The 25853-nt window shown below is 73.8% G+C and carries 22 protein-coding genes; 8 read left to right on the top strand and 14 right to left on the bottom strand.

The features are described 5' to 3' along the window. Window position 1: 1 nt before the first annotated feature. Entirely contained in the window at window positions 2-787 is a 786-nt protein-coding gene (locus ABZ261_RS04045) for an ATP-binding cassette domain-containing protein (RefSeq protein ID WP_356855033.1), read from the bottom strand. Between the two features lie 79 nt (window positions 788-866). Between ABZ261_RS04045 and ABZ261_RS04040 the strand changes: the two genes are divergently transcribed. The 4 genes from ABZ261_RS04040 (at window position 867) to ABZ261_RS04025 (ending at window position 5988) form a co-directional block, all read left to right on the top strand. Beyond that, the gene (locus ABZ261_RS04040) at window positions 867-1508 is read left to right on the top strand and encodes a helix-turn-helix domain-containing protein (protein WP_356855031.1); all 642 of its coding nucleotides are present in this window, start codon (window positions 867-869) and stop codon (window positions 1506-1508) included. Between the two features lie 261 nt (window positions 1509-1769). Then, window positions 1770-2618: a 3-hydroxyacyl-CoA dehydrogenase family protein gene (locus ABZ261_RS04035; RefSeq protein ID WP_356855029.1), complete on the top strand. Its 849-nt coding sequence runs from the start codon at window positions 1770-1772 to the stop codon at window positions 2616-2618. Between the two features lie 158 nt (window positions 2619-2776). Continuing rightward, a complete protein-coding gene (locus ABZ261_RS04030) occupies window positions 2777-3100 on the top strand; it encodes an STAS domain-containing protein (RefSeq protein ID WP_356855027.1) in 324 nt (107 codons plus the stop codon). A gap of 329 nt (window positions 3101-3429) precedes the next feature. After that, window positions 3430-5988 carry an ATP-binding protein gene (locus tag ABZ261_RS04025; protein WP_356855025.1) on the top strand — a complete coding sequence of 853 codons (2559 nt, stop codon included), beginning with the start codon at window positions 3430-3432 and terminating at the stop codon, window positions 5986-5988. A gap of 790 nt (window positions 5989-6778) precedes the next feature. Here the strand turns inward: ABZ261_RS04025 and nucS are convergent. After that, on the bottom strand, window positions 6779-7450 hold the full coding sequence (gene nucS / locus ABZ261_RS04020) for an endonuclease NucS (protein ID WP_356855023.1): 672 nt from the start codon (window positions 7448-7450) through the stop codon (window positions 6779-6781). A gap of 276 nt (window positions 7451-7726) precedes the next feature. On the opposite strand from nucS, the gene ABZ261_RS04015 reads away from it, so the two are divergent. Beyond that, on the top strand, window positions 7727-8119 hold the full coding sequence (locus ABZ261_RS04015; RefSeq protein ID WP_014675028.1) for an SCO5389 family protein: 393 nt from the start codon (window positions 7727-7729) through the stop codon (window positions 8117-8119). 112 nt (window positions 8120-8231) lie between these two features. Here ABZ261_RS04015 and ABZ261_RS04010 read toward each other — a convergent pair whose 3' ends face one another. Then, complete coding sequence (locus ABZ261_RS04010; protein ID WP_356855020.1) at window positions 8232-9260, bottom strand: LLM class flavin-dependent oxidoreductase; 1029 nt, start codon at window positions 9258-9260, stop codon at window positions 8232-8234. A gap of 222 nt (window positions 9261-9482) precedes the next feature. Here ABZ261_RS04010 and ABZ261_RS04005 point away from each other — a divergent pair, with 222 nt between their 5' ends. Then, a complete protein-coding gene (locus tag ABZ261_RS04005; protein WP_356855018.1) occupies window positions 9483-9815 on the top strand; it encodes an ATP/GTP-binding protein in 333 nt (110 codons plus the stop codon). Window positions 9816-9840: 25 nt separating this feature from the next. Here ABZ261_RS04005 and ABZ261_RS04000 read toward each other — a convergent pair whose 3' ends face one another. The 8 genes from ABZ261_RS04000 to mce all read right to left on the bottom strand — a co-directional run bounded on the left by ABZ261_RS04000 (window position 9841) and on the right by mce (window position 20248). Beyond that, window positions 9841-10749, bottom strand: a complete 909-nt coding sequence (locus tag ABZ261_RS04000; protein WP_356855016.1) for an ABC transporter permease — start codon at window positions 10747-10749, stop codon at window positions 9841-9843. Further along, window positions 10746-12062, bottom strand: coding sequence for an ABC transporter ATP-binding protein (locus tag ABZ261_RS03995; protein WP_356855014.1), 1317 nt, complete (start codon window positions 12060-12062; stop codon window positions 10746-10748). The genes ABZ261_RS04000 and ABZ261_RS03995 overlap by 4 nt, the downstream gene beginning before the upstream one ends. A gap of 130 nt (window positions 12063-12192) precedes the next feature. Then, window positions 12193-12966, bottom strand: coding sequence for an ABC transporter permease (locus ABZ261_RS03990; protein WP_356855011.1), 774 nt, complete (start codon window positions 12964-12966; stop codon window positions 12193-12195). Between the two features lies 1 nt (window position 12967). Continuing rightward, window positions 12968-13921 (bottom strand): ATP-binding cassette domain-containing protein, encoded by a 954-nt coding sequence (locus ABZ261_RS03985; protein WP_356855009.1) that lies wholly within the window; start codon window positions 13919-13921, stop codon window positions 12968-12970. A gap of 60 nt (window positions 13922-13981) precedes the next feature. Beyond that, a complete protein-coding gene (locus ABZ261_RS03980) occupies window positions 13982-14242 on the bottom strand; it encodes a DUF3253 domain-containing protein (RefSeq protein ID WP_356855007.1) in 261 nt (86 codons plus the stop codon). Between the two features lie 294 nt (window positions 14243-14536). Beyond that, a complete protein-coding gene (locus tag ABZ261_RS03975) occupies window positions 14537-15472 on the bottom strand; it encodes a cellulose-binding protein (protein ID WP_356855005.1) in 936 nt (311 codons plus the stop codon). Between the two features lie 182 nt (window positions 15473-15654). Next, on the bottom strand, window positions 15655-19602 hold the full coding sequence (gene scy, locus ABZ261_RS03970) for a polarized growth protein Scy (protein WP_356855003.1): 3948 nt from the start codon (window positions 19600-19602) through the stop codon (window positions 15655-15657). Between the two features lie 205 nt (window positions 19603-19807). Continuing rightward, entirely contained in the window at window positions 19808-20248 is a 441-nt protein-coding gene (gene mce / locus ABZ261_RS03965) for a methylmalonyl-CoA epimerase (RefSeq protein WP_356855001.1), read from the bottom strand. 149 nt (window positions 20249-20397) lie between these two features. Between mce and ABZ261_RS03960 the strand changes: the two genes are divergently transcribed. Both ABZ261_RS03960 and meaB read left to right on the top strand, forming a co-directional pair. Then, window positions 20398-21597, top strand: coding sequence for an acetyl-CoA C-acetyltransferase (locus ABZ261_RS03960; protein WP_356854999.1), 1200 nt, complete (start codon window positions 20398-20400; stop codon window positions 21595-21597). 37 nt (window positions 21598-21634) lie between these two features. Continuing rightward, the gene (gene meaB / locus ABZ261_RS03955) at window positions 21635-22597 is read left to right on the top strand and encodes a methylmalonyl Co-A mutase-associated GTPase MeaB (protein ID WP_356854997.1); all 963 of its coding nucleotides are present in this window, start codon (window positions 21635-21637) and stop codon (window positions 22595-22597) included. Window positions 22598-23828: 1231 nt separating this feature from the next. Here the strand turns inward: meaB and ABZ261_RS03950 are convergent. The 3 genes from ABZ261_RS03950 to ABZ261_RS03940 form a co-directional block, all read right to left on the bottom strand. Next, the gene (locus tag ABZ261_RS03950) at window positions 23829-24305 is read right to left on the bottom strand and encodes a MarR family transcriptional regulator (protein ID WP_356854995.1); all 477 of its coding nucleotides are present in this window, start codon (window positions 24303-24305) and stop codon (window positions 23829-23831) included. Between the two features lie 91 nt (window positions 24306-24396). After that, window positions 24397-25206: an AIM24 family protein gene (locus ABZ261_RS03945; RefSeq protein ID WP_356854993.1), complete on the bottom strand. Its 810-nt coding sequence runs from the start codon at window positions 25204-25206 to the stop codon at window positions 24397-24399. Continuing rightward, complete coding sequence (locus tag ABZ261_RS03940; RefSeq protein WP_356854991.1) at window positions 25203-25853, bottom strand: AIM24 family protein; 651 nt, start codon at window positions 25851-25853, stop codon at window positions 25203-25205. Before ABZ261_RS03940 ends, ABZ261_RS03945 begins: the two co-directional genes overlap by 4 nt.

Raw genomic sequence — 25853 nt, 5'->3', positions numbered from 1 at the left:
CCTATACGGCGACGGGGGCGGAGTCGGCCGGGGAGGGACCGCGGCCGGTGACGGCGAGGAAGGTGTCCTGGAGGGTGGCGTCGAGCGAGCCGCCGTGGCGGAGCCGCAGCGCGGCCGGGGTGCCCTCGGCGGCGACCGTGCCCCGGTCGACGATGACCAGGCGGTCGGCGAGGGCGTCGGCCTCGTCCAGGTAGTGGGTGGTCAGGAAGACGGTCGTGCCGTGCTCGTCGCGCAGCCGGCGCACCAGGTCCCACAGGTCGGCGCGGCTGCCCGGGTCCAGGCCGGTCGTCGGCTCGTCCAGGAACAGCACCGCCGGGCGGTGGGTGAGCGCCATCGCGATGTCGAGCCGGCGCCGCTGGCCGCCGGAGAGCGCGCCGGTCCTCCGGTCCAGCAGATCGGTGAGGTCCAGTTCCCGGGCCAGTTCCCGGGCCCGCGCGACCGCCTCCGCCTTCGGCAGGCGGTACATCCGGCCCTGGGTGACCAGCTCCTCCCGAACGGTGATCTGCGGATCGACCCCGCCGGACTGGGCGACGTAGCCGCTGGCCCGGCGCACCCCGGCCGGGTCCGCGGCCAGGTCGCACCCGGCGACCACGGCCGTGCCGCCGGTCGGCCTCAGCAGGGTGGTGAGCATGCGCAGCGTGGTGGTCTTGCCCGCGCCGTTGGGGCCGAGGAAGCCGAGTATCTCGCCCTTATGGACGGTCAGGTCGATGCCCCGTACGGCTTCCACGGGGCCGGCTTTCGTGACGAAGGTGCGGGCGAGGCCCGCTGTCCTGATGACTGCTGTCATGCGCCCAGAAAAACAGAGTCTCCCCAAAAATGCAATGACTCCAAGTTTCCAATGGACCCAACGAAGGTAGGATGCCGTCATGGCGGAAGGGCTGAGGGAGCGGAAGAAGCGGCAGACCCGGCAGTACATCTCGGACGTCGCCACGGGTCTGTTCATCGAGCGCGGCTTCGAGGCGGTGACGGTCGCGGAGATCGCCGAGGCGGCGAACGTCTCGGTCAACACCGTCTACAACTACTTCCCCGCCAAGGAGGACCTCTTCCTCGACCGTTCCGCCGGCATGGTCGACCGGCTCGCCCGCTGGGTCCGCGGCCGCGACGCGGGGGAGTCCGCCGCCCGCGCCGTCCTGCGCGAGCTGCGCGGGGAGGTCGAGGCCGTCTCGCCCCGGGTGGGCCTGACCGAGGGCATGGGGCGCTTCCTGCGCGTCGTCCACGAGGCGCCGGCGCTGCGTTCCCGGCTGTGGAGTCTTCAGCAGGAGATGCAGGACGCCCTGGTGGCGGCCCTGCGCGAGGAGACCGGCGCCGCCGACGACGATCCGCTGCCCCACCTGATCGCCGGTCAGATCTGCTGGCTCCACCAGGCGGTCTCCGCCGCCGTCGAACGCGCGATGCTCGCCGGGCGGGAACCGGCCGAGGTGTCACGGGAGGTGCTCGTCCTGCTGGACGACATCGAGGACCTGCTGAGCGAGAAGGTGCTCGACTACGCCGTCCGGGCGACGGGCTGAGCCCGCGGCCGCGCGACCCCGGCGCCGGCCGCTCCGCGGCCCGCCGACCGGCCCCGTGAACAGGCGAGTCGACGTGCCGGCTCCTTCGGCCCCGACCGCGCCGGCCCGGCCGGCCCGGCGCCGCCGCGCCCCTGGCACACGACGTGACGGGTGTCTCACGCCCTGAGACCGTGACACGCGTTACTTACCGGTCACACAGCGGCGCGGGGGCGCTAGGGTCCGCCGGAGAGGCAGACTTTCACCGCGTTCAAGGGAGTCGGAGTGGCACGGAAGCTCGCCGTCATCGGAGCCGGTCTCATGGGTTCCGGCATCGCCCAGGTCGCCGCCCAGGCGGGCTGGGACGTGGTCCTGCGGGACGTCACCGACGAGGCACTCAGGCGTGGCACCGACGGCATCAAGGCCTCGTACGACAAGTTCGTCGGCAAGGGCAAGCTGGCGGCCGAGGACGCCGAGGCCGCCCTCGCGCGCATCACCCCGACCACCGACCTGGACGCCGCCGTGGACGCCGACGTCGTCGTGGAGGCCGTCTTCGAGAAGCTGGAGGTCAAGCACGAGATCTTCCGCGCGCTCGACAAGCTCGTGCGCGAGGACACCGTGCTCGCCTCCAACACCTCCGCCATCCCGATCACCAAGATCGCGGCGGTCACCGAGCGCCCCGAGCGGGTCGTCGGCGTGCACTTCTTCTCGCCGGTGCCGATGATGCAGCTGGTCGAACTGGTCCGCGGCTACAAGACCAGCGACGAAACCCTCGCCACGGCGCGGCAGTTCGCCGAGTCCGTCGGCAAGACCTGCATCGTCGTCAACCGGGACGTCGCCGGCTTCGTCACCACCCGGCTGATCTCCGCCCTGGTCGTCGAGGCCACCAAGCTCTACGAGTCGGGCGTCGCGAGCGCCGAGGACATCGACCTCGCCTGCAAGCTCGGCTTCGGCCACGCCATGGGCCCGCTCGCCACCGCCGACCTGACCGGCGTCGACATCCTCCTGCACGCCACCAGCAACATCTACACCGAGTCGCAGGACGAGAAGTTCGCCCCGCCGGAGCTGATGCGCCGGATGGTGGACGCCGGTGACATCGGCCGCAAGAGCGGGCAGGGCTTCTACACGTACTGAGTCACCCGTCCACGCACGACAGCCCCGGGAGTATCACTCCCGGGGGTGAATTCGGTCTCGGTTCGCTGACAAGCAGCAACCGCACCGGCACCCACGCAGTCAGACGTTGCACAGCATCGTCACGGAGTACGCCAACCGCATGACAACGGGGAGCGCATATGCATATCAGGGGCGACCACGCCGAGCTGGTCGTCGGGGGCCGCCTCGACGTCCGCAGCGCGGCGGACGCCCGTACGGCCCTGCACTCGGCGCTCGACACCGGAGCCGGCGACCTGGTGCTCGACCTGTCCGAACTGGACTCCTGGGACGCCACCGGACTGGGCGTCATCATGGGCGCCCACCGGCGGGCCGGCCGCTGCGGGCGCCGGCTCGTGCTGCGCGGCGTACCGCCGCAGATGCAGCGCCTGCTGGTGGCGACCCGGCTGCACCGCATCCTCGCCATCGAGGGCGGCATCGGAGTGGAGTCGCTGCCCCGCGTGTGAGCGGCGGACCGGATCCGGGTGGACCGGGCGGCGGACCGGCGTGAGCGGCGGACCGGTCGAGAGGCGGACCGGCATGAACCGGGCGACGGGGGAGACCCGGACGCAGCAGCCGAACCACCCGTGGAGGGCAATCCTCACGAGACCGTGACGTCTCGGACCGCAGCGCACCCCGGCCTGTCGGGGATACTGGGCGACGGTTTAGGGTTCGGTCGCCCGCCGCCTCGCAACCCTCGACCGAGCGGGCCCGGACCAGAAGCGACAGCGCAGTGTGCGACACGGCCGGGAGGGCCGCAACACGGGCACACGACGCTTTTGGGGGGCATGAACCCATGGACCCGATGAACAAGGGACCCGAGGAGCACGGCCAGGTGCACCACCGCCGTCCGCCCCGGGAGTCCCTGACCGCCGACTTCGCACCGGGCGCGCCCGCGCCCGCCCGCACCGCCCAGCTCGTCACCGGCGACCTGCAGCTGACCGTCAACCCCGTCGACGGCAGCGAGATAGAACCCTGCCCGCCCGCCGAGCTGCCCGGCAGGCCCCGCAAGCGCACCCCCGAGGAGCGCGCGGAGACCGAACGCGCGGCCCGGCCGCCCGCGCCGGCCGGCCCCACCCGGCCGGCGCTCTCCCTGCTGGAACGCCAGGACGAACGCGAACGCCTGGTCCGCCTCCTCGCCCGCGGCCGCTCCGTCCGCCTCACCGGCCCGGCCGGCTCCGGCCGCACCGCCCTGCTCGACCTGGTCGCCGAGGACTGCCAGGACCTCGCCCCCGACGGTGTCGTACGCCTCGACGGCTGCCACCGCACGGCGGGCGACCTCCTGCGCGACCTGTTCCACGCCGTCCACGACGCCCCCCGCTACCGTCCCGAGCAGGAGGAACTCCTCGCCTGCGTCCGGGAGACCGGCGCGGTCGTCGTCGTGGACGACCTCGAGTTCGGCGGCGCCGCCCTCGACGAACTGCTCGACGCCACCCCCGAGTGCGCGTTCCTCTTCGCCGCCACCCCGGACGTGCCCGCGCCCTCCGCCGCGGCGGAGGTGGAGGAGGTCTTCCTCAGCGGCCTCGACCGCGCCGCCGGCGTGGAGATCCTGGAGCGGACCGTCGGCCGGGTCCTCACCGAGGAAGAGGCCAACTGGGCCGGCGACCTGTGGTTCGAGTCCGAAGGGCTGCCCCTGCGCTTCGTGCAGGCCGGCGCCCTGCTCCGGCAGCGCGACCAGTTGCGCGCCGCCTCCGGGGCGGTGGACGAGTACGGCGTCTTCGAGGACGTGCGGTCCGCCGCCGACCCGGCGCCGGAGGCCGACGAGGAGGAGCACATACCGCTGCCCTCCCTCGGCGAGGCCGCGGGCCCGGCGCCGCTGCTCGCCTCCCGGCTCAGCGCCTCCGCCCGCGCCGCGCTCCGCTTCGCGGTCGCCCTCGGCGGCGAGGTGCCCCACCAGGCGCACCTGCCCGCCCTCGTCGGCGACACCCACGCGGACGCCGCCCTCGGCGAGCTGGCCGGGTGCGGCCTGGTCTCCCCGGCCGGCTCCCGCTACCGGCTCGCGGCCGGCGTGCAGGCCCAGCTGGAGGCCGCCGGATACGACGACGACGCCGCCGACCGGGCGCGCACCGCCGCCCAGCACTACGCCTGGTGGGCCGGGCACCCCTCGGTCACCCCGGAACGGGTGTGCGCGGAGGCCGACGCGGTCCTGGCCGCGCTCGCCGCCGTCGTCCCCCGTACGTCCCCGTCCGCCGAGGACGACGACAGCAGCGCCGTACGGCTCGCCCGCGCGGCCGCGCCCGCCTTCGCCGCCGGACTCCACTGGAGCGCCTGGGAACGGGCCCTGCGGTTCGGCGCGGAGGCCGCCCGGCTGTCCGGGGAGGTCGCCGAACAGGCCTACTTCCACCACGAGCTGGGCATTCTCGCGCTCTGCACCGGACAGTTCGACCGGGCCCGCGCCGAGCTGGAGACCTCGGGCGGACTGCGCGGCGCCCTCGCCGACAAGCGCGGCGCGGTCGCCGGACGCCGGGCCCTGGCGCTGCTCGCCGACCGCGCGGGCGCGCTGCCCGGCCCGCCGGAGCCCACGGGACAGGAGCCGCCGGAGGCACGGCGCAAGGAGCCGGCTCCGCCGCCTCACGCCCCCGCGGCCGCCCCCGCGGCAGCCCCGCAGCTCCCGCCGCCCGCGGCGCAGCCCGCCGGTCTGCGGCGTCTGGCCGGCCGCAACCTGATGGCGGCCGGTTCGGGCGCGCTGCTCGCCGCCGTCCTCGGCACGGTCGTCACCCTCGGCATGGCCTCCCCCGACGACACCGACCGGAACCCGGCCGGCGAGGTCGGCGTCAACCCGTCCGCGAGCCAGGACGTCGACGACGGCGGCCCCGGCGCGGATCCGGCGGACTCCGGCGGCAGCGGCGGCACGGTCCGCAGGGCCACCGCCCGGCCGACCGCCCCCGGCGCCGGCGGCACGGCCGGCGCCCCGGCGCCGCGGGCGCGCACGGCCCGGCCGTCGCAGACCGCGAAGCCCTCCGGTTCCGGCACGTCCTCCGGCTCACCGTCCAAGTCGCCCGAGCCCGGCGGCTCCAGCGACGGCACGACCGGCGGCACCACGGGAGGCACGGCGACCGGCGGCTCGACGGGCGGCACCGGGGGCGCGTCCACGGGCGGCTCCACCGGCACCACGGGCTCCACCGGCACCACGGGTTCCACCGGCTCGACCGGGGGCACGACCGACGGCACCACCGGGGGCGAGACGGGCGGCGGCTCGACGGAAGGGTCCACGACCGGCACCAGCGGGGGCGAGACGGGCGGCGCCGGCAACGGCACGACGACGGGCGGCACGGACGCCGGCACGACCGGCTCCGCCGCGGGCTCGTCCAGCAGCGCACCCGCGGCCGGAGGCACCACCGGCACGGTGATGTGACCGAGCCGACCGGGCTCCCCGGCGCAGGCTGAGCTGTCCTGCCTGGGGGGCGCGAGGCACTGCGCGAACCGCACCGGCGCAGGTTCAGGTGCCTTGCCCAGGGGCGCGGGGAACTGCGCGATCCGCACCGCCGGGCCGCGGGAAAATCACCGGGCCGCGAAGACGCGGCGGGCGGTGCGGGGATGCCGGGTGGCGCGGAGGCGGCGTGCGGGGGCGCCGGGGTCCCGGTCAGGCTGCTGAGCGCAGGTTCAGGTGTCCTGCCCAGGGGCGCGGGGAACTGCGCGATCCGCACCGCCGGGCCGCGGAAAAATCACCGGGCCGCGAAGACGTGCCCGGCGGTGCGGGGATGCCGGGTGGCGCGTAGGCGGCGTGCGGGGGCGCCTGGGTCCCGGTCAGGCTGCCCGGCGCAGGTTCAGGTGCCTTACCCAGGGGCGCGGGGAACTGCGCGATCCGCAGCGCCGGGCCGCGGAAAAATCACCGGGCCGCGAAGACGCGGCGGGCGGTGCGGGGATGCCGGGTGGCGCGTAGGCGGCGTGCGGGGCGCCGGGGTCCCGGTCAGGCTGCTCGGCGCAGGTTCAGGTGCCCTGCCTGGGCGAACCGCAGCGCCGGGCCGCCAAGTGACCCTGGGCGGCGGGAACGCGCCGGGCCCGGGCAGGCGGGATTCCGCGCCCGGCAGGGGACCGGCGCGCCCCGGGCGCACGGACGGGCCCGGGGCCGGGAAGGAGGACCCGCAGCCCCGGGCCACGGGCCCCGTACGGATGCCGGCCGGTGAGGCCGGAGCCACCGCGGCTCAGAACAGCCGGAGTTTGTCGTCCTCGATGCCCCGCAGGGCGTTGTAGTCCAGGATCTGGCAGTCGATCCCGCGGTCGGTGGCGAGCACGCGGGCCTGCGGCTTGATCTCCTGCGCGGCGAAGATGCCGCGGACCGGCGCCAGATGCGGGTCGCGGTTCAACAGTTCGAGGTACCGCGTGAGTTGCTCCACGCCGTCGATCTCGCCCCGCCGCTTGATCTCGACGGCGACCGTCCGGCCGTCGGCGTCCCGGCACAGGATGTCCACCGGACCGATCGCGGTCATGTACTCGCGGCGGATGAGCGTGTAGCCCTCGCCGAGTGTCTCGATGCGATCGGCGAGCAGTTCCTGGAGGTGCGCTTCCACGCCGTCCTTGATCAGGCCGGGGTCCACGCCCAGTTCGTGCGAGGAGTCGTGGAGGATCTCCTCCATCGTGATGATCAGTTTCTCGCCCGCCTTGTTGACGACGGTCCACACGCCCTCGTCCGCGCCCGTCCCCTCCTTCAGCGTGCAGGGCGGCGACATCCAGTTGAGCGGCTTGTAGGCCCGGTCGTCGGCGTGGATGGAAACGCTGCCGTCCGCCTTGACCAGGATCAGGCGGGGCGCCGAGGGCAGGTGGGCGGTGAGCCGGCCGGCGTAGTCGACCGAGCATCGGGCAATGACGAGACGCATGGTCGGCAACGCTACTCGACACCCGCGGCCGGACGCGATTCGCCCGTACCGCTCCCCGGCGGACGCCCCAATTGTCCCTGGAAACTCTTGTTCATCCCTGGCCGATTGTGCCCGGAAAGGGACCGCTCCATATACGCGTTCTGCTGGTGTGGTCACCGACCGTTGCCTACCGTAGAGAACGGGAGGTCGCGGTGTTCGCACTGAGCGTGTTCGACATCGCGAACTCCCCTATCTGTCCGGCAACCCCTGCTCTTCGGGGGTGCGAGAGGAGAACCCATGTCGCTCGACGTCTCACCGGCCCTGCTCGAACAGGCCGAGCGAGGCGAGGTCGACGAAGCAGCATTCGTCGACTGCGTCCGGACCTCCCTGCCCTACGCATGGGAGATGATCAGCTCCCTGGTGGCCCAGCTGAAGGTGGACGGCGGTCCCTTCGCCGACAACCAGACGCCCCCGCCGGACGAGCAGGCACGCGGTCAGCTGCTGCGTGCGCTGGCGAGTGACGCGATACGCGGCGCCCTGCAGCGGCACTTCGGCGTACGGCTGGCCTTCCAGAACTGCCACCGGGTGGCGGTGTTCCCGCTGGACGCCTCCGTGGACGAGACGTTGGCCCGCTTCACGTCCGTGCGCAACCAGTTGCTGAACCAGTCGCCGGAGCTCCGGGACTGCTGACGCGCGGCTTCGGCACGGCAGTGAAGCCGCTCGCTTGCCGCTCCACCCGTGGGAGGTGCATCCGGACCGGGGCGGCAAGCCGGCCGTGGCGGCCGGGCGGCGCGCGGGCGGGTCAGCGCAACTGGGGCAGCACCTCGGCGCCGAGTCGCCGTACGTTCTCCTCCGTGGCCGCGAGATCGCCGGAGCCCTCCACCAGGAGGGCGAAGCGCGAGATGCCGGTGCGCTCCGAGGTGGCCGCGAGCCGGTCGGCGGCCAGCCGCGGGGTGCCCACCGGGTGCAGTCCGCAGAGCAGTTCGGTGTAGGCGTACGGGTCGCGCATCGCGCGGGCCCGTCCGTCCACCGTCACATGGGCCTCCAGACCCTGTTTCAGCCAGCCCGGCATCGCCTTCAGGAGCGTCTCGGCCGCGTCGGTGCGCCGGTCGGCGAGCTGGCAGACCCCGGCCGACACATGGGCGGCGCCCGCGATCTCCCCGGCCGGCCGCCCCGCCGCGCGGGCGCAGCGCCGCCACAGGGCGACCATCTCGGCCTTCTCCTCGTCCCCGACGTGCATGCCCAGCAGCATCGGCAGCCCGCGCTCGGCGGCCAGCCGTACGCTCGCCGGTGAGGTGCAGGCGAGGACGACCTCCGGGCCCGGGGTGTCCGTCAGGGCCTCCGAGGGGCGGGGCACGACCGGCACCTCGCGGAAGGAGAACCGCTCGCCGCAGGCCGCGACCGACGGCTCGCCCAGCCAGCGCAGCAGCAGATCGAGCGACTCCGGGAACCCGTGTTCGTACGCGGTCAGGCCCGTGCCGAAGACCTCCAGGTCCACCCAGGGGCCGCCGCGCCCCACGCCCAGCGTGAACCGTCCGCCGCTCGTCAGGTGCAGCAGCGCGGCCTGTTCGCCGAGGGCGACCGGGTGGGCGGTGGGCAGTACGCTGACCGCGGTGCCGATGCGGAGGCGGCGGGTGCGGCCGAGCAGCAGCGCGGCCAGGGTGACGGCGGACGGGCATGTGCCGTAGGGCACGAAGTGGTGCTCGGCCAGCCACACGGCGTCCAGCCCGGCCTGCTCGGCGACCTCCGCCGAGCGGACCGCCCGGTGCAGGGCCTCCGCGGGACCCTGGCCCGGGAACTGGGCCGCCAGCACAAAAGTTCCTACGTGCATCGCGTTTCCTGCTTCCTTCGCTCCGACCCGGAGCTCCCTCGTCCGGCATAACCGTCTGACACGTGCCAAGGACACGGCCTGACGGGGAGATTGGCGGATTGTCTGCAGAAAAGATCGCTAGGGAGGGGAACTTGTACGGGTTGGTCCCCTCCGCGTACCCCCCGCGGCGGCGCGTAGGCTGGAAGCAGTTCCTGCTCCCCGCACAGCCCCGAGAGGTGTCCCGTGTCCCCGCGCCGCAACCGACCGAAGGCAGCCGGATCGTCGGGCCGGAGCGCCGAGGACGACCCCGCCGGCCGGTACGGCGGCTGGCAGTCCACCGAGAGCTGGCAGGGCGAGGACTGGAGCGTCCGGCACGTCGCCGGGGCGAGCGCGCAGGGCAAGACGTACCGCTGCCCGGGCTGCGACCAGCTCATCGCCTCCGGTGTGCCGCACGTGGTGGCCTGGCCGCAGTACGCGGGCGTCGACGACCGCCGGCACTGGCACAAGGCCTGCTGGAACGCGAAGGACCGCCGCACCGCACGGGTGCAGCGGTCCCGTAACGCGCCGAGGTTCTAGGCGCGGGTCGCGAAGGCGCCGGGTGTCACACGTCCCGGCTGTGCAGCAGCGCGTACGCGCCCGCGTACGCCGCAGCGGTCAGGCCCAGCATGATCCACAGCGGGTCCCAGCCCGAGGGCCCGGACTGGCTCAGCGAGTTGGCGTAGAAGACGCTCAGCTGGTTGGGGATCGAGTACTCGAACAGCCACTCGCGCAGCTTGTCGAGCGACTCCGTCACCATGAACAGCGCGAGCACCAGCGGAGCGAGCAGCACGCCGATCATGATGGTGATGGCGCCCGCGGAATGCCGGATGACCGAGCCGATGAGCAGCGAGAGCAGTCCGAGCAGCGCCAGGAAGAGGCTGACGCCGACGGTGGCCTTCAGCCAGTCGCCGCCGCTGGGGGTCCGGGCGCCGGTGTCCTGCAGCAGGGACGCGTGGACCATGGCCACGAGGCCGGACGAGGCCAGGGTGACGACGAACGCGAGCGCGAAGAACACGATCGACTTGGCCGCGAGCACCCGGGCGCGGCTGGGGCACGCGGTCATCGTCGTGCGGATCATGCCGGTGCCGTACTCGGAGGCCGTGGTCAGCACCCCGAGCGTGATGATGCAGATGCTGCCGAGCAGCAGGCCGAAGAAACCGAACGACAGCGGGTTCTCGCCGGACAGGCTCGCGTCATCGGAGTTGGACTCGACCAGGACGCCGGCCAGCAGACCGATGCCGACGACGAGCAGCACGAACACGCCGAGCGTCCACATCGTCGACCGCACCGACCTGATCTTCGTCCACTCGGAGGCCAGCGCGTGCCCGAGGTGGGTGCGCACGACCGGGATGGGCGAGGTGTAGCCGGGGTACGGCCCAGCGGGCGGCGCCTGCCACCCGGGCACGGACGGGGCTGCGCCCGCCGGGGCGGAGCCGGGGGCCTGCGGCATCGGGGACTGGTGGGTGCTCATCGGGCGTCCTCGGGCTGGGTCGGTTCGGCGGAGGCGGCGGGGGGCTGCTGCGGCGCGGGCGGCTCGGCGGACGCCGCCGCGGGGGCCGGCTCACCCGCGGAGGCCGCCGGGGCCTGCGGGGCCGGGGCCGCCGGCGCGGGGGCCGCCGCCGGGACCGGCGGCTGGGCCTGCGGGGCCGCGGCCGGCTGCGGGGCCGGCGCGGCCGGCTGGGCGTACGGGTTGGCGGTCCCGGCGCCCGGGGCGCCGTACGCGCCCGCCGGGACACCGCCGTGCGCACCCGCCGGGGCCGTCTGCGGCGGCGGCGGCGCGTACCAGCCGGGCTGGCCCTGGCCGGGGACCGGCAGGGGCGGCTGGGCGCCGGGCGGCAGCGGCTGCTGGAGGCCCGCCTTCTGGTCGACGGTCGAGCGGTAGTCCACGGCGGCCTGCGTCATCCGCATGTACGCCTCCTCCAGGGAGGCCTGGTGCGGGGACAGCTCCCACAGCCGGACGTCCGCCTCGTGCGCCAGGTCGCTGATGCGCGGCAGCGGCAGCCCGGTGACGCGCAGCGCGCCGTCCTGCTCCGGGAGCACGTGCCCGCCCGCCTCGGTGAGCGCCGAGGTCAGCTTCTCGCGCAGCTGCGGCTCGGTGTCGGGGGTGCGTACGCGCGCGAAGTCGGCGGAGTTGGCCGAGATGAAGTCCTTGACGCTCATGTCGGCCAGCAGCTGCCCGCGCCCGATGACGATGAGGTGGTCGGCGGTCAGCGCCATCTCGCTCATCAGGTGCGAGGAGACGAAGACCGTCCGGCCCTCGGCGGCGAGCGCCCTCATCAGATTGCGGACCCAGTGGATGCCCTCGGGGTCGAGGCCGTTGACCGGCTCGTCGAAGAGCAGCACCTGCGGGTCGCCGAGGAGCGCGGCGGCGATGCCGAGCCGCTGGCCCATGCCGAGCGAGAAGCCCTTGGAGCGCTTTCTGGCCACCTCGTGCAGGCCGACGACCCCGAGCACCTCGTCCACCCGGCGGGCCGGGATGCCGGACAGCTGGGCGAGGCTCAGCAGATGGTTGCGGGCCGAGCGGCCGCCGTGCACGGCCTTGGCGTCGAGCAGCGCGCCGACCTGCCGGGGGGCGTTGGGCAGCATGCGGTAGGGGTGACCGCCGATGGTCACCGACCCGGACGTGGGATTGTCCAGGCCGAGGATCATCCTCATCGTCGTGGACTTGCCCGAGCCGTTCGGCCCGAGGAAGCCGGTGACGGCGCCGGGCCGCACCTGGAAGGAAAGGTTGTACACGGCGGTCTTGTCGCCGTAGCGCTTGGTCAGGCCGACAGCCTCGATCATGCTCCGCACCCATCAAAGGTTCAGGACAGCGGGGCACACGCCCCCGTAAGGGTTAGGAGGATATCGGGGCGCTGACGGTTCCGCTCAAGAGAAAGCAAAGCCAGAGCATCACTCTGGGTGAATAATGCGGTCACTGGGCGTCCCGCCGCTTCAGCAGGACGTACCCGCCGGCCAGCGCGGCGGTCACCCACAGCGCCATGATGCCGAGCCCGCCCCAGGGGCCGTAGGGGGTGTCGTCGCCGATGCGCGGCACCACCTGCATGACCCGGCTGCCGGCCTGGTCGGGCAGGAAGCGGCCGACCTTCCGGGTGGCCTCCACGTTGCCGAGGACGTTGGAGATCAGGAAGAAGAACGGCATCAGGATGCCGAGCGACAGCGTCGGCGAGCGCAGCATCGCGGCGACCCCCATGGAGAACACCGCGATCAAGGTCAGGTACAGGCCGCCGCCGAGGACCGCGCGCAGCACCCCCGGGTCGCCGAGGCCGGCCCGGTGGGAGCCGAGCATCGCCTGACCGAGGAAGAACGCGGCGAAGGCGGTGGCCATGCCGACGGCCAGGGCCGGTGCGGCCGCCACGGCGATCTTGCCGGACAGGAAGGCGCCGCGCCGCGGTACGGCGGCCAGGGAGACCCGGATCATCCCGGTGCTGTACTCGTTCGCCACGACCAGCACCCCGAACACGATCATCGCGAGCTGGCCGAGGCCCATGCCCGCGAAGCTGACGAAGGTCGGGTCGAACGACTGCCGCTCCCGCGCCGGCATCGAGTCGAACTGGCTCCTCGACAGCCCGGAGATGAGCATCCCGAGGGCGACGGTGACCACCGCGGCCAACGACAGCGTCCACACCGTGGACGACACCGACCGGATCTTCGTCCACTCGGACCGGATGACCTGCGCGGCCGTCATCTCACACCACCTTCCGACCGGTGACTTTGTCCTGCGGGGCGGACACCGCGCCGGCGTTCGCGTGGTACTCCACCGTCTGCGCCGTCAGCCGCATGAACGCCTCCTCCAGCGAGGCCTGCTGCGTGCTCAGCTCGTGCAGCACCAGCCCGTGCCGCGCGGCCAGTTCGCCCACCTGCCCGGCCGTGCCCCCCGCTGCCTCCAGGGCTCCGCCGCCCGCCTCCACGACGGTGATCCCCGCCCGGTGCAGCACGTCGAGCAGCCGCTCGCGCTGGGGTGTGCGGATCCTGACGTACGACCGTGCGTGCGCCCGGATGAAGTCGGCCATGGAGGTGTTCGCGAGCAGCCGCCCCCGCCCGATGACGACCAGATGATCGGCGGTCAGCGCCATCTCGCTCATCAGATGGCTGGAGACGAACACCGTCCGGCCCTGCGCCGCCAGCGACTTCATCAGGTTCCGGATCCAGTGGATGCCCTCCGGGTCGAGCCCGTTCACCGGCTCGTCGAACATCAGGATCCGCGGGTCGCCGAGCAGGGCGGCGGCGATCCCGAGCCGCTGCCCCATCCCGTACGAGAACCCCTTGGCCTTCTTCCGCGCCACGGCCGTGAGCCCGACGGTGTCCAGCACCTGGGCCACCCGGCTTTCGGGGATGCCGTTGCTCTGCGCGAGGCAGAGCAGGTGGTGGTAGGCGCTCCGGCCGCCGTGCAGGGCCTTGGCGTCCAGCAGGGCGCCGATGCACGTCAGCGGGTCCTTCAGCCGGTCGTAGCGCGTGCCGTCGATCCGGACGTCGCCCGCGGTGGGACGGTCCAGCCCGAGGATCATCCGCATGGTCGTGGACTTCCCGGCGCCGTTGGGTCCGAGGAACCCGGTCACGACGCCCGGCCCGACCGTGAAGGTGAGGCCGTCGACCGCCACCTTCCCGCCGTACCGTTTGGTCAGTCCCGCCAGCTCGATCATGCGGCCACGCTAGGGCGGGCGCCGGGGCCCTGCCACTCGAGCGCCGCCGGCCGCTCGCGCTCAGCGCGGGCGGCGGATCCGGACGGGACCGCGGACCCGGTCCGGGTCGACGCGAACGCCGTGCCGGGTGACCTCCACCTCGCCGCGGGCGGCGAGCCGGGCCGCGGCCCGGCGGACGGGCTCCATCAGCTCACGCCATCCGTCCCCGTCCCGCGGCGCGACCGCCCGGGCCACCTCCGAGGGGCAGACCGACGCGCCCGGAGCCCTCCGGCCGAGCAGCTCCAGGACGGCGGCCTCCAGGCCCCGGTCGGTGACCTCCATACGGGCGCCTCCTTCCCTCGGGCCCGCACCGCGCCTGCGCCGGCGCCGGGAGCGCGACCGGGCGGACACCACGGCCCGCTCCCACCGGCCGTCCGCGCTGCCGCCCGTGTCCCGCTGCCGCCCGTGTCCCGCACGACCGCATCGGCTCACCGGCCCGCCCGACCCGCACCGGCCTCGCTCCCCAGGCTACGGCCCCGGCGGTGCCCGGGCGCACCGGGCGGGCCGGCGCATGCGGGAGGGGCGGTGGGACACGGTCCCACCGCCCCTCCTCCCGGCGCCGTACGACTACGGAACCTACCGGGTCTGCTGCGCCGGAACGCTCCGGGAGATCGACTCGTCGTCGCCGGACGTGCCGGCCGCGGCCACCGCGGCGCCGGTCAGCGTGGCGAGCATCTCGCGGACGTTGGTCAGCTGGGCGTTGATGCTGTCGCGGCGGTTGGTGAGCGCCGCCAGCTCGCGCTCGGACTCCGAACGGATGCGGTCGGCCTTGGCGTTGGCGTCGGCCACGATGTCCTCGGCCTGGCGCTGGGCGGTCTCCACCGTCTGGCGGGCGCGGCGCTCGGCGTCGGTGCGCAGCTTCTCCGCCTCCAGGCGCAGCTGCTCGGCCCGGTGCTCGATCTCCGCCAGGCGCTTCTCGGCCTTCTGCTGACGCGAGGCCAGGTCGCGCTCGGACTGCTCGCGGCGCTTGGCGAGGTTCGTCTCGAAGTCGGCTGCGGCCTGCGCGGCCTTGGCGCGGGTCTCCTCGAAGAGAGCGTCGGCCTCCTCGCGCTTGGACTGCGCGTCCCTCTGCGCGTCGGTGCGCAGCTGGGCCGCCTCGGCCTTGGCCTTCTCGACGATCCGGACGCCCTCGTCCTCGGCCTTGGCCTTGCGCTCGGCCGCGTACGCCTCGGCGTCGTTGCGGACCTGCTGGGCCGCGGACTCGGCGAGGTCGCGGTGCTGCTCGGCCGCCCGCCGGGCCTCCTCACGCAGCTCCTTGGCCTCTTCCTCGGCCAGGCGCAGGATCTTCTCGACGCGTGCGCCGAGACCCGCGTAGGACGGCTCGGCGTCCGTGATCTGCGCCTGAGCGTTCTGCGTCTCGAGGTGCAGCTCCTCGATGCGCTTCTCCAGGGCGGTGATGCGGGCCAGAGCACTGTCACGGTCGGAGACGAGCTTCGAGATCCGTTCGTCCACCTGAGCGCGGTCGTACCCACGCCGCACAAGCTCGAAGCCGTAGGGGGAAGTGTCGCTCATGGGGTTCCTGTCGAATGAGACCGGTGAGGTGATAAGGGAATCCTAGGGGCCGAAGCGGTGTGTCATCGAGCGGATACGTGTTTGATCTGGAGAATGACACCTCTTTCGAGTGGCTGACTCCCGGACGGCTTGCCAGGGACTCGGGCAAAGCCACCAGAAGACACCGGAACCCCCCTCTTCCGCTAGCTCTCTGACGACTTGCCACCCGATCGGGGGGCACCCACGGTGGCCCCCGCCTTGACCCCGCCGTCCTTGGCGGCGCCCGGCGCCTCGAACGACTCCAGCGCCTCCAGCACGTCCTGGACACGGGAGATCTCGGCGTTGATGTCCTCACGCCGGCGCATCAGGATCTCCAGCTCCCGCTTGCCCTCCTCGACCGTGCGCCGGGCCTCGCGGACCGCCTCCGCCTTCAGCTCCTCGGCCTCCTTGACGAGACGGGCCTTCTTCTGCTCGGCCTCCTTGAGCAGCCCCTCCGCCTTCTTGACCGCGGCGATGCGCACCTTGCCCGCCTCGGAGTCGGCCTCGGACACCAGCTCCTTGGCCTTCGCCTCGGCCTTCGCCAGCTGCTCCTCGGCGGCCTTGATGAGCGCGTCGCAGCGGTCGCCGGTGGACTTCATCGTCTCGGCCGCCTCGCGGCGGGCCCGCTCGTGCAACTCCTCGACCTCGGCGGTGATGCGGTCGCGCAGCTCCTCCGCCCGCTCCCTTATCGCGGTGGCGTCCCGGCGGGCGCCGACCAGCAGCTCGTCCGCGTCCGTACGGGCCTTCTCCACCAGCGAGTTGCCCTTGACGGTCGCCTCGGCGACGATCCGCTCGGCCTCGCTGCGGGCCGCGCCGACCATCGTGTCGGCCTGCGACTCGGCGTCCGCGGTGGTCTTCAGCGCCTGCTGCTGCGCCTCGGCGAGCAGCTTGTCGGCCTCGGCCGCGGTCTCGGTGATGAGCTTGTCGACCTGCTCCGCCGCCTCCGAACGCCGCTTGTTGGCTTCCTTCCGGGCCTCGTCCAGGGTCCGCTCGGCCTCCTCGCGCGCGGAGCCGACCAGCCGCTCGGCCTCCGCCTCCGCGTCCGCCTTGAGCCGCTCGGCCTCGGCCCGCACCCGCTCCGCGTGCTGCTGGGCGGAGCCGACGGCCTCGGCGGCCTCGGCGCGCAGCCGCTCGGCGTCGCCGGTGGCGTCCCCGATGAGCTGCTCGGCGGTGGCGGCGGCCTCCGCACGGACGCGGTCCGCCTCGGCGAGGGCCTCCGTGCGCACCCGCTCCGCCTCGGCGGCCGTCTCCGTCTGCAGGCGCTCCGCCTCGGTCAGCGCCTCCGTGCGCACCCGGTCGGCCTCCGCGGCCGTCTCGGTCTGCAGGCGCTCCGCCTCGCTGCGGGCCTCGGTGATGAGGGTGTCGGCCTGGGTGGCCGCGTCCGAGCGGATGCGGTTGGCGTCCTCGCGGGCGTCCGCACGGGTACGGGCCGCCGCCTGGTCGGCCTCGGCCAGCGCGTCCGACGCCTCGGTGCGCACCCGCTGGGCGTACTCGCCCGCGTCGGCGCGCAGCCGCTCCGCCTCGGCGGCCGCCTCCGCCACGGTCCGCTCGGCCAGGGCCCTGGCGGCCTCCGCCTCCTCGTTCGCCTCGTGCCGCAGCCGGGCGGCGTCCTCGCTGGCCCGGTCCCGCTCGGCGTAGGCGTCGGCGCGGACCCGGTCCGCCTCCTCCTCGGCCTCCCGCTTCGTGCGGTCCGCCGCGTGCTCGGCGGCCGAGCGCAGCCCGGCGATCTCCTCCTGGGCCTGCTCGTGCAGCCCGGCGACGGAGTCCCGCACCTGCTGGGCGTGCTGCTCGGCGGCGGCGACCATCTCGGTGGCCCGCCGCTCGGCCTCCTCCACCAGACGGGTCGCCTCGGCCTGCGCCTCCTCGACGCGCTTGCGGGCGGAGGCGAGCAGCTCCTCGCTCTGCTCGCGGGCCCGCTGCCGCTCCTGGTCGGCCTCCTCGCGGGCGGCGCCGAGCAGTTCCTCGGCCTCGCGGCGGCGCCGGGCGGCCTCCTCCTGCGCGGCGGCCAGCGTCTCGGACGCCTCGGCGCCGAGCCGTTCGGCGGCGGCCTGCGCCTCGGCACGCACCCGGTCGGCGGTGTCCTGGGCCTCCGCCTTCAGCCGCTCGGCCTCGGCGGCGGCCTCGGACCGCAGCCGAACGGCGACGGCCTCGCCCTCGGCGCGGGAGGCGGACGCGTCGGACGCGGCCTCGGTGCGCAGCCGGTCGGCCTCGGCCTCCGCCTGCTGCTGGAGCGCACGGATCCGCTCGGCGGACTCCGTGCGCAGCCGCTCGGTCTCCTCGGCGGCCTCCCGCCGGATGCGGGCCGCCTCCTCGCGGGCGTCGGCCAGCGCCTGCTCGGCGGCCGTCAGCCTCTCCTGCGCCTCGTTCTGAAGACGGGTCAGCTCCTCGGCGGCCTCGCCGCGGCGCGCCTCGACCGCCTTCTCGGTCTCCTCGCGCAGCTCGCGCGCGGCCTTCTCGGCGTCCGCCCGGACCGTCTCCGCCTGCTCGGCGGCCTCGGCGCGCAGCCGCTCGGCCTCCTTGCGGGTGCGTTCGAGGGTCTCCTCGGCCTGCCGGCGCAAGGTGGTGGCGCGCTCGATGGCCTCGGTGCGGACCTTCTCGCTGTCGGCGGTCGCGGTCTGGCGCAGCTCGTCGGCGTCCGCCTTGGCCTTGGCCAGCAGCTCCTCGGCGGACCTGGCCGCCTCCTCGATCTGCGCCACCGCCTCGCGGCGGGCCTCGGCACGGATCGACTCGCCCTCGGCGACCGCGTCGGCGCGCAGCTGCTCGGCCTCGCCGCGCAGCCGGCGGGCCTCCTCCTGCAGCTCGACCGTCTTGGCGCGGTACTCCTTGGTGTCGTCCTTCGCCGCGCCCTTGAGCTGCTCGGCGATGTCGTGCGCCTCCGCGCGCAGCCGGTCCGCCTCGGCCTCGGCCTCCTTGCGGATCCGCTCGGCCTCCTCGGCGGCGGCCCTGGTGGTCTTCTGGGCGTCCTCCGACGCCTTGTTGAGCACGTCCTCCGCGGTCTTGGCCGCCTTGGACAGCTGGGTGGCGGTCTCCTCGGCGGTGATCGAGCGGGCCTTCTCGGCGGCCTCGGCGACGATCTTCTCCGCCTCGGCGCGCGCGTCGGCGACCAGCTGCTCGGCCTCGGACCGGGTGCTCTCGGCCTCCTTGGTGGCCTCCTCGACCAGCCGGGCGACCTGCTCCTTCGCGGTGCGCGTGCGCGTCTCGTTGGCGGCCTCGGCGCTGGCGAGGGCCTTGGCGGCGGCCTCCTTGGCCTCCGCGACCACCTTCTCGGCCTCGGCCTGCGCCTTGCGCAGCGCCTCCTCGGCCGCCGCCATCCGCTCCGCGGCGGCCCGGCTCAGCTCGGCGGCCTGCCGGCGGGCCGCGTCCGACTCGGTGACCGTGGCGGTGCGCAGCTGCTCGGCGTGCTCGGTGGCCTCCTGCGCCTGCGTGGAGGCGGCGTTCAGCAGCCGCTCGGCGTCCGCGCGGGCCCGGCGCAGGATCTGCTCGGCCTCCGTGCGGGCGGCCTCGGCCTCGCTCTGCAGCCGCTCGCGGGCCTGACGCGTCAGCCGTTCGGCCTCCGCGCGGGCGCTCGCCAGGGCCTGCTCGGCCTCCGCGCGGGACTCCTCGAGGAGCCGGCGGGCCTGTGCCTCCGTCCGGGCACGCAGTTGCTCCGCCCAGGCGACGTTCTCGTTGACGTGCGACTCGACGGTGGCCCGGCGCTCGGCCAGCTCCTGGTCGAGCTGCTGGCGCCGGGTCACCGCCTCCTGGTGCAGCTCGGCCTGCAGCCGGGCCGCCTGCTCGGCGTGCTCCTGCAGGATGCGCTGGGTCTGCGCGCGGGCCTGGCTCAGCTCCCGCTCGGCGTCCTGGCGCAGCTGCTCGGCCTGCATCTGGGCGTTGCGGAGCAACTGCTCGGCCTGGTAGCCGATGTCACCCGCGTCGTAGGCGGGCCGGGTCATGAGGGTGCGCCGCGCCTCGTGCAGCTTGGCACGCAGCACCTCGACCTGGTAGCCGAGGTCCTCGGCGTGCTGGATCGCCTTTTCCCGCTCGGTCCTCAGCCGCTTCATCTCGGCCTCGAACCGAGAGAGGTGGTCGACGTCAGCCGCCGGCTCTCGCTCCTGGCTCTCGTAGCCCCGCACTGCGCGGTCCCATCCGTCCCCTGGTCAGCTTCTCCAACGAGCGCCGTCCATCCGCCGGACGGCGCCCCCGGGGAATGGTGTCAGATCAACGGCGGAGCACGGGCTTTGCCCCGACGCACGTCCCCCGAAACCCGGACCCCGGCATGCGGTCGTCCCGGTTGAGGGGACGACCGCCCCCAACCCTACCGGCCCTTATGTACGGGGGTCAGTGCTCGGGCGACTCAACAGGCGCCGAAGTGACCAGTTCTGTGAGGACGCCATGGCAATCCTTGGGGTGCAGGAAGGTGATCCGCGACCCCATGGAGCCGCGCCGTGGCTCGTCGTAGAGCACCCGCACGCCCTTGCCGCGGACGGCGGCGGCCTCCGCGTCGACGTCCGCGGTGCCGAAGGCGATGTGATGGACGCCCTCCCCGTTCTTGGCGAGCCACTTGGCGACCGTGGAGTCCTCGCGGGTCGGTTCCAGCAGCTGGAGGTAGGAGGCGCCGCCGTCCGAGGTCTCGTTGATCTTGAGCATGGCCTCGCGCACGCCCTGCTCCTCGTTGACCTCGGTGTGGAACACCTCGAAGCCGTACGTGGCACGGTAGAACTCGACGGTGGCGTCGAGGTCGTGGCAGGCGATCCCGATGTGGTCGATTCGCGTCAGCATGGATTCAGTGCAGCGCCCCCGGGGTGGTTACGCAACGTGCGCGCGATCACACCGACAGCCCGGTGACGCCGTGTCCAACCGCTCAGTACATTCGAAGTAAACCCTCGTTCACTCCTCGGCTCTGCGGAGCTGGAAGGGGATCGCACCTCATGTCTTCTGACACCACCGGCTCGGTGATCGTCGCGGGCGCCCGTACGCCCATGGGACGACTGCTGGGCTCGCTGAAGTCCTTCTCCGGAGCCGACCTGGGCGGCTTCGCGATCAAGGCCGCCCTCGACCGTGCGGGGATCGGCGGCGACCAGGTGCAGTACGTGATCATGGGCCAGGTCCTGCAGGCCGGAGCGGGCCAGATCCCGGCCCGCCAGGCCGCGGTCAAGGCCGGCATCCCGATGAACGTCCCGGCACTCACCGTCAACAAGGTGTGCCTCTCCGGCCTCGACGCGATCGCGCTCGCCGACCAGCTGATCCGCGCGGGTGAATTCGACATCGTCGTCGCCGGCGGCCAGGAGTCGATGACCAACGCCCCGCACCTGCTGCCGAAGTCCCGCGAGGGCTTCAAGTACGGCGCGCTGCAGATGCTCGACGCGATGGCCTACGACGGCCTGACCGACCCGTGGGAGAACATCCCGATGGGCGAGTCCACCGAGAAGCACAACACCCGGCTCGGCATCGGCCGCGCCGAGCAGGACGAGATCGCCGCCCTGTCCCACCAGCGCGCCGCCGCCGCGCAGAAGAACGGCCTGTTCGAGGCCGAGATCACCCCGGTGGAGATCCCGCAGCGCAAGGGCGACGCGGTCCTGTTCAGCAAGGACGAGGGCATTCGCGGCGACACGACCGCGGAGTCCCTGGCCAGGCTGCGCCCCGCCTTCGCCAAGGACGGCACGATCACCGCCGGCTCCTCCTCGCAGATCTCGGACGGTGCGGCGGCCGTGGTCGTGATGAGCAAGGCCAAGGCCGAGGAACTGGGCCTGGAGTGGCTCGCCGAGATCGGCGCGCACGGCAATGTGGCCGGACCGGACAACTCCCTGCAGTCCCAGCCGTCCAACGCCATCCGGCACGCCCTGAAGAAGGAGGGGCTGGAGGTCTCCGACCTGGACCTCATCGAGATCAACGAGGCCTTCGCCGCCGTCGCCGTGCAGTCGATGAAGGACCTCGGCGTCTCCACGGACAAGGTCAACGTGAACGGCGGCGCCATCGCGCTGGGTCACCCGATCGGCATGTCCGGCGCCCGGATCGTGCTCCACCTGGCGCTGGAGCTCAAGCGCCGCGGCGGCGGCATCGGCGCGGCGGCGCTGTGCGGCGGCGGCGGCCAGGGCGACGCGCTGATCGTGCGGGTACCGAAGGCCTGAGAATCCTGTACGTCGGTGAAGTGAACGGAGCTGTTTGATGCACGACGTCTCCACGCTGGTCGCCCAGGCGAGGGAGGGCCGGCCGCGGGCCGTGGCCCGGCTGATCTCGCTGGTGGAGGGGGCGTCCCCGCAGCTCCGGGAGGTCATGGCGGCCCTGGCCCCGCTGACCGGCAACGCCTATGTGGTGGGCCTGACGGGCTCGCCCGGCGTCGGCAAGTCCACCTCCACCTCCGCGCTCGTCACCGCGTACCGCAAGCAGGGCAGGCGGGTCGGCGTCCTCGCCGTCGACCCGTCCTCGCCGTTCTCCGGCGGGGCCCTGCTCGGCGACCGGGTCCGGATGTCGGAGCACGCCTCCGACCCCGGCGTCTACATCCGCTCCATGGCCACACGCGGCCACCTGGGCGGCCTGGCCTGGGCGGCGCCGCAGGCCGTCCGGGTGCTGGACGCGGCGGGCTGCGACGTGATCCTGGTCGAGACCGTCGGCGTCGGCCAGTCGGAGGTCGAGATCGCCTCCCAGGCGGACACCTCCGTCGTCCTGCTGGCCCCCGGCATGGGCGACGGCATCCAGGCGGCGAAGGCCGGGATCCTGGAGATCGGCGACGTCTACGTCGTCAACAAGGCCGACCGGGACGGCGCCGACGCCACGGCCCGCGAGCTGAACCACATGCTGGGCCTGGGGGAGGCCCGCGGCCCCGGCGACTGGCGCCCGCCCATCGTCAAGACGGTCGCCGCCCGCGCCGAGGGCGTCGACGAGGTCGTCCAGGCCCTGGAGAAGCACCGCGCGTGGATGGAGGAGCACGGTGTCCTGGCCGAGCGCCGCAGGGCCCGCGCGGCCCGCGAGGTGGAGACCATCGCCGTCACGGCCCTGCGCGAACGCATCGGCGACCTGCACGGCGACCGCCGCCTCAGCGCCCTCGCGGAGCGCATCGTGGCCGGCGAGCTGGACCCCTACCGCGCCGCCGACGAACTGGTGACCGGCCTGACGCAGGCGCAGGCCTGACGGGCCGGCCCGGAGCGGACCCCAGCGGCCGGGCCGCGCCGCCCCGCCGCCCCGGCCGAGGGACCCGTACCGCGCAGCTCCTCCGGCCCCCGCTCCGGAGGCCGGAGCGCGCCCCTGAAGCCGCAGCCGACGGCCCGTGCCGCCCGGCCCACCCCCGGTGGTGCCGGAGGTGGGCCGGGCGCCGGGTGCCGACCTGGCTCCGCGCGCCGTGATGCCTCTGCGGCGACTCGGGCCGCGCAGCCTCCCGCAACGGCACCGGGGCGCGCGCCGTACCGCCGCTGTCCGGCGGGCCCAGCGGCCCGCAGCCACCCGTGGCAGCCGCCCTGAAGGCAGGTGCTCGCCGGGTGCCGGGCGGGGTCTGCGTGCCGTGGAGCCGCTGCCGGCGGCCCGTGCCGCGGCTCCGGTACCCGCTTGCGCCCACTGGGGCGCGCAGAGGGCGGTGCGGCGGCCTTCTGTGGCCTCCACCGGGGGCGATGGCCCACCCGGGCGCGTCCGTAGGCCCGGGTGCCTCGGCACCCGCTGAGGGGCGCGTGGCGGGTGCCGGGCTGGTTCTGTGCGCCGTGGAGCCGCTGCCGGCGGCCCGTGCCGCGCAGCGACACGCTCCCGTCCCTTCGGCGGTGTGGTGCTGCTCCAGCTGGGCGATGGGACTCGCGGGCGCGTCCGTCGCCTCGGTGCTGACGGCGGCGCGCCGCTCGGCCGACGCGCGGTCGGCCGGGTGCCTCGGCACCCGCCGGGGGCGCGTGGCCGCTGAGCTCCGGCGGGCCGGGCGTCCCACCCCCGGGTGGTGCCGGGGGGAGGTGCTCGCCGGGTGCCGGGCGGGGTCTGCGTGCCGTGGAGCCGCTGCCGGCGGCCCGTGCCGCGGCTCCGGTACCCGCTTGCGCCCACTGGGGCGCGCAGAGGGCGGTGCGGCGGCATGGCCCTCACAGGCGCGTCATAGGCCCCGGTGCTGACGGGTGGCGCGTCCGCCGGACCGACGCGCGGTCGGTCGGGTGCCTCGGCACCCGCCGGGGGGCGCGTGGCCGCTGAGCTCCGGCGGGCCCGGCGGCCCACCCCCGGTGGTGCCGGAGGTGGGCGCGTGCCGGGCGCCGAGCCGGCTCTGCGCGCCGGGGAGCCGCTGGGGCGCGCAGGGCGGTGCGGGGCGTGCCGGCGACGGCCCGCCGCGTACACGGGCGGGGCGGGGCGTGCCGCGGGCGTTTTCGGCCAGTGCCGCGGGGCTGCCGCACGCCGACGGTCAGGGACGCCCCCGCTGTCCCCTCAGGTGCTCGGCGATCGGCTTCAGCGCCTTGTCCAGCTCGATCAGCGCCTCCTGCGAGAGCAGGTCGATGAAGTGCCGCCGCACGGACGCGACGTGGTGCGGCGCGACCTTCCTCATCGTCTCCATGCCGTGCTCCGTGAGCACGGCGTACAGGCCCCGCCGGTCCGACTCGCAGTTCTCACGGCGCACCAGGTTCGCGTTCTCCATCCGCGTGATCTGGTGTGAGAGCCGGCTCTTGGACTGCAGGGTCGCGGAGGCGAGGTCGCTCATCCGCATCCGCACGTCCTCCGACTCGGACAGGTTCACCAGGATCTCGTAGTCGTTCAGCGTCAGGCCGAACGGCTGCAGGTCCTTCTCGAGTTGGTACGTCAACAGCCTGTTGACCTCCAGGTGGGTGCGCCAGGCGCACTGCTCCGCATCGGTCAGCCAGCGCGTGGCCGTCTCGGTCTCCATGTATGAAGTCTACCTAAGAAGTTGAATGGCGAACTACTTCGGGTGGTGTGACATGCGCACGCGTTCGACGTCACACTCCGCAGACTACCGCTCACAGCCCGAAGCGACGCTGGAGGTCCCCGAGCTGTCCGGGAAGGCGCGGTGCGGCCGACGATTGCGGACCGTGTCCGCCCGGTGCCGCTCCGCCACCTCCGGGAACGCCCGGATCGGGCGGAACCGCCCCCGTGGCCGCCTCGGCCGCCAAGGTCTCCGTCGACTGCAGCAGCACCGTCCCGGCGCCGGCGAACTCGAACTGGTGCTCCTCCCCGGAAACCCCGCCGATGCCCGTCATCGCACGTAGACCGCCCAGTACACCCGTCAGGTACGCGTGGTCGTAGTGGTGGCAGGGGGACGGGCAGTCCGCCCACCCGACGAGCGCCTGGGGGTCGACCCGGATCGGAGGCTCCATGAACACCACCGGTCCGTTGGATGCGGCCACGAACTTCCCGGTTCCGAGGAGGGTCAGAAAACCGGGCACGATCGATTGTTTGAGTGCCAGAGTTGGCTGAAAAGCGAGCAGGTTGCCCGCGCGAATGGTCAAATTCCCGTCGTCCAGGTCATAGGAGTTGACGTCGAAGGCCCGGTCGGCCAGCAGCATCTTCCCCGAGCCCTCCGCCACGACCCAGTCCCCGGCGTGCAGTGGCGAATGGAACGACGTCCGCACGAGCCGGTCGAGCCGGCCGTGCCCGATGCCGTTGAACTCGATCGCCCCGTAGTAGGCGATCATCTTCCCCTTCTGCAGGAACCACTGGCCGCTCTTGAGCTCGACGCAGAAGGTGTACGGGTTCACGTTGTCGTCGGCGGGCAGGGTCATCGGGTCGTACACGACCGGTCCGCCGCCCGGCGCTCCGTAGGTGCTCACAGCTTCTCCTCCGACGCCTGGACGTACACCGTGCCGCTGCCGCTCAGCTCCAGCTGGAACGCCTCGCCGGAGCCGCGGCCCACCATGTCGCGCCAGCCGAGCGCGGTGGACAGCCTGTTGCGCAGGTCGCCGTGGTGGGCGACGTAGGCCTGCGGATCGACGTGGACCGGCCGCTCGGGGGTGACCGGGAGCTCGAAGACCCCGCCGTGCGCCATCACGGCGACCGCGCCCCGGCCCTGGAGGGTCGTGGTGAACAGGCCCTGCCCGGTGACCTGCCCGCGCACCAGGCCCATGACCCCGCCCTGCGCGCCGAGGAACATGGTGCCCTGCCGCAGCGTGCCCTCGAAGGCGAGCAGCCGGTCGGCCTCCACGTACAGGGTGTCGCCGGTGAGGGCGATCACGTGCACATGATGGCCGCCGTGCCCGAAGAGGACCGTGCCGCTGCCCTCCACGGTCATCAGGGGAGTCGCCTCGCCGGCCACCCGGCGCCCGACCATGGACATCAGCCCGCCCTGGCCGCCCTGCACGCTGGGGGTGAAGGACACGTCCCCCCGGTAGGCGAGCATCGCCCCGCGCTGGCTGAACAGCCGCTGCCCCGGCAGGACGGTCGCCTCGACCATCTTGGGGTTGATCTCTCGGAAGGTCAT

This window comes from Streptomyces sp. NPDC006193 (genome assembly GCF_040613915.1).
Classification (GTDB): Bacteria; Actinomycetota; Actinomycetes; order Streptomycetales; family Streptomycetaceae; genus Streptomyces.
This window is presented reverse-complemented; position numbering and strand designations above follow the sequence as displayed.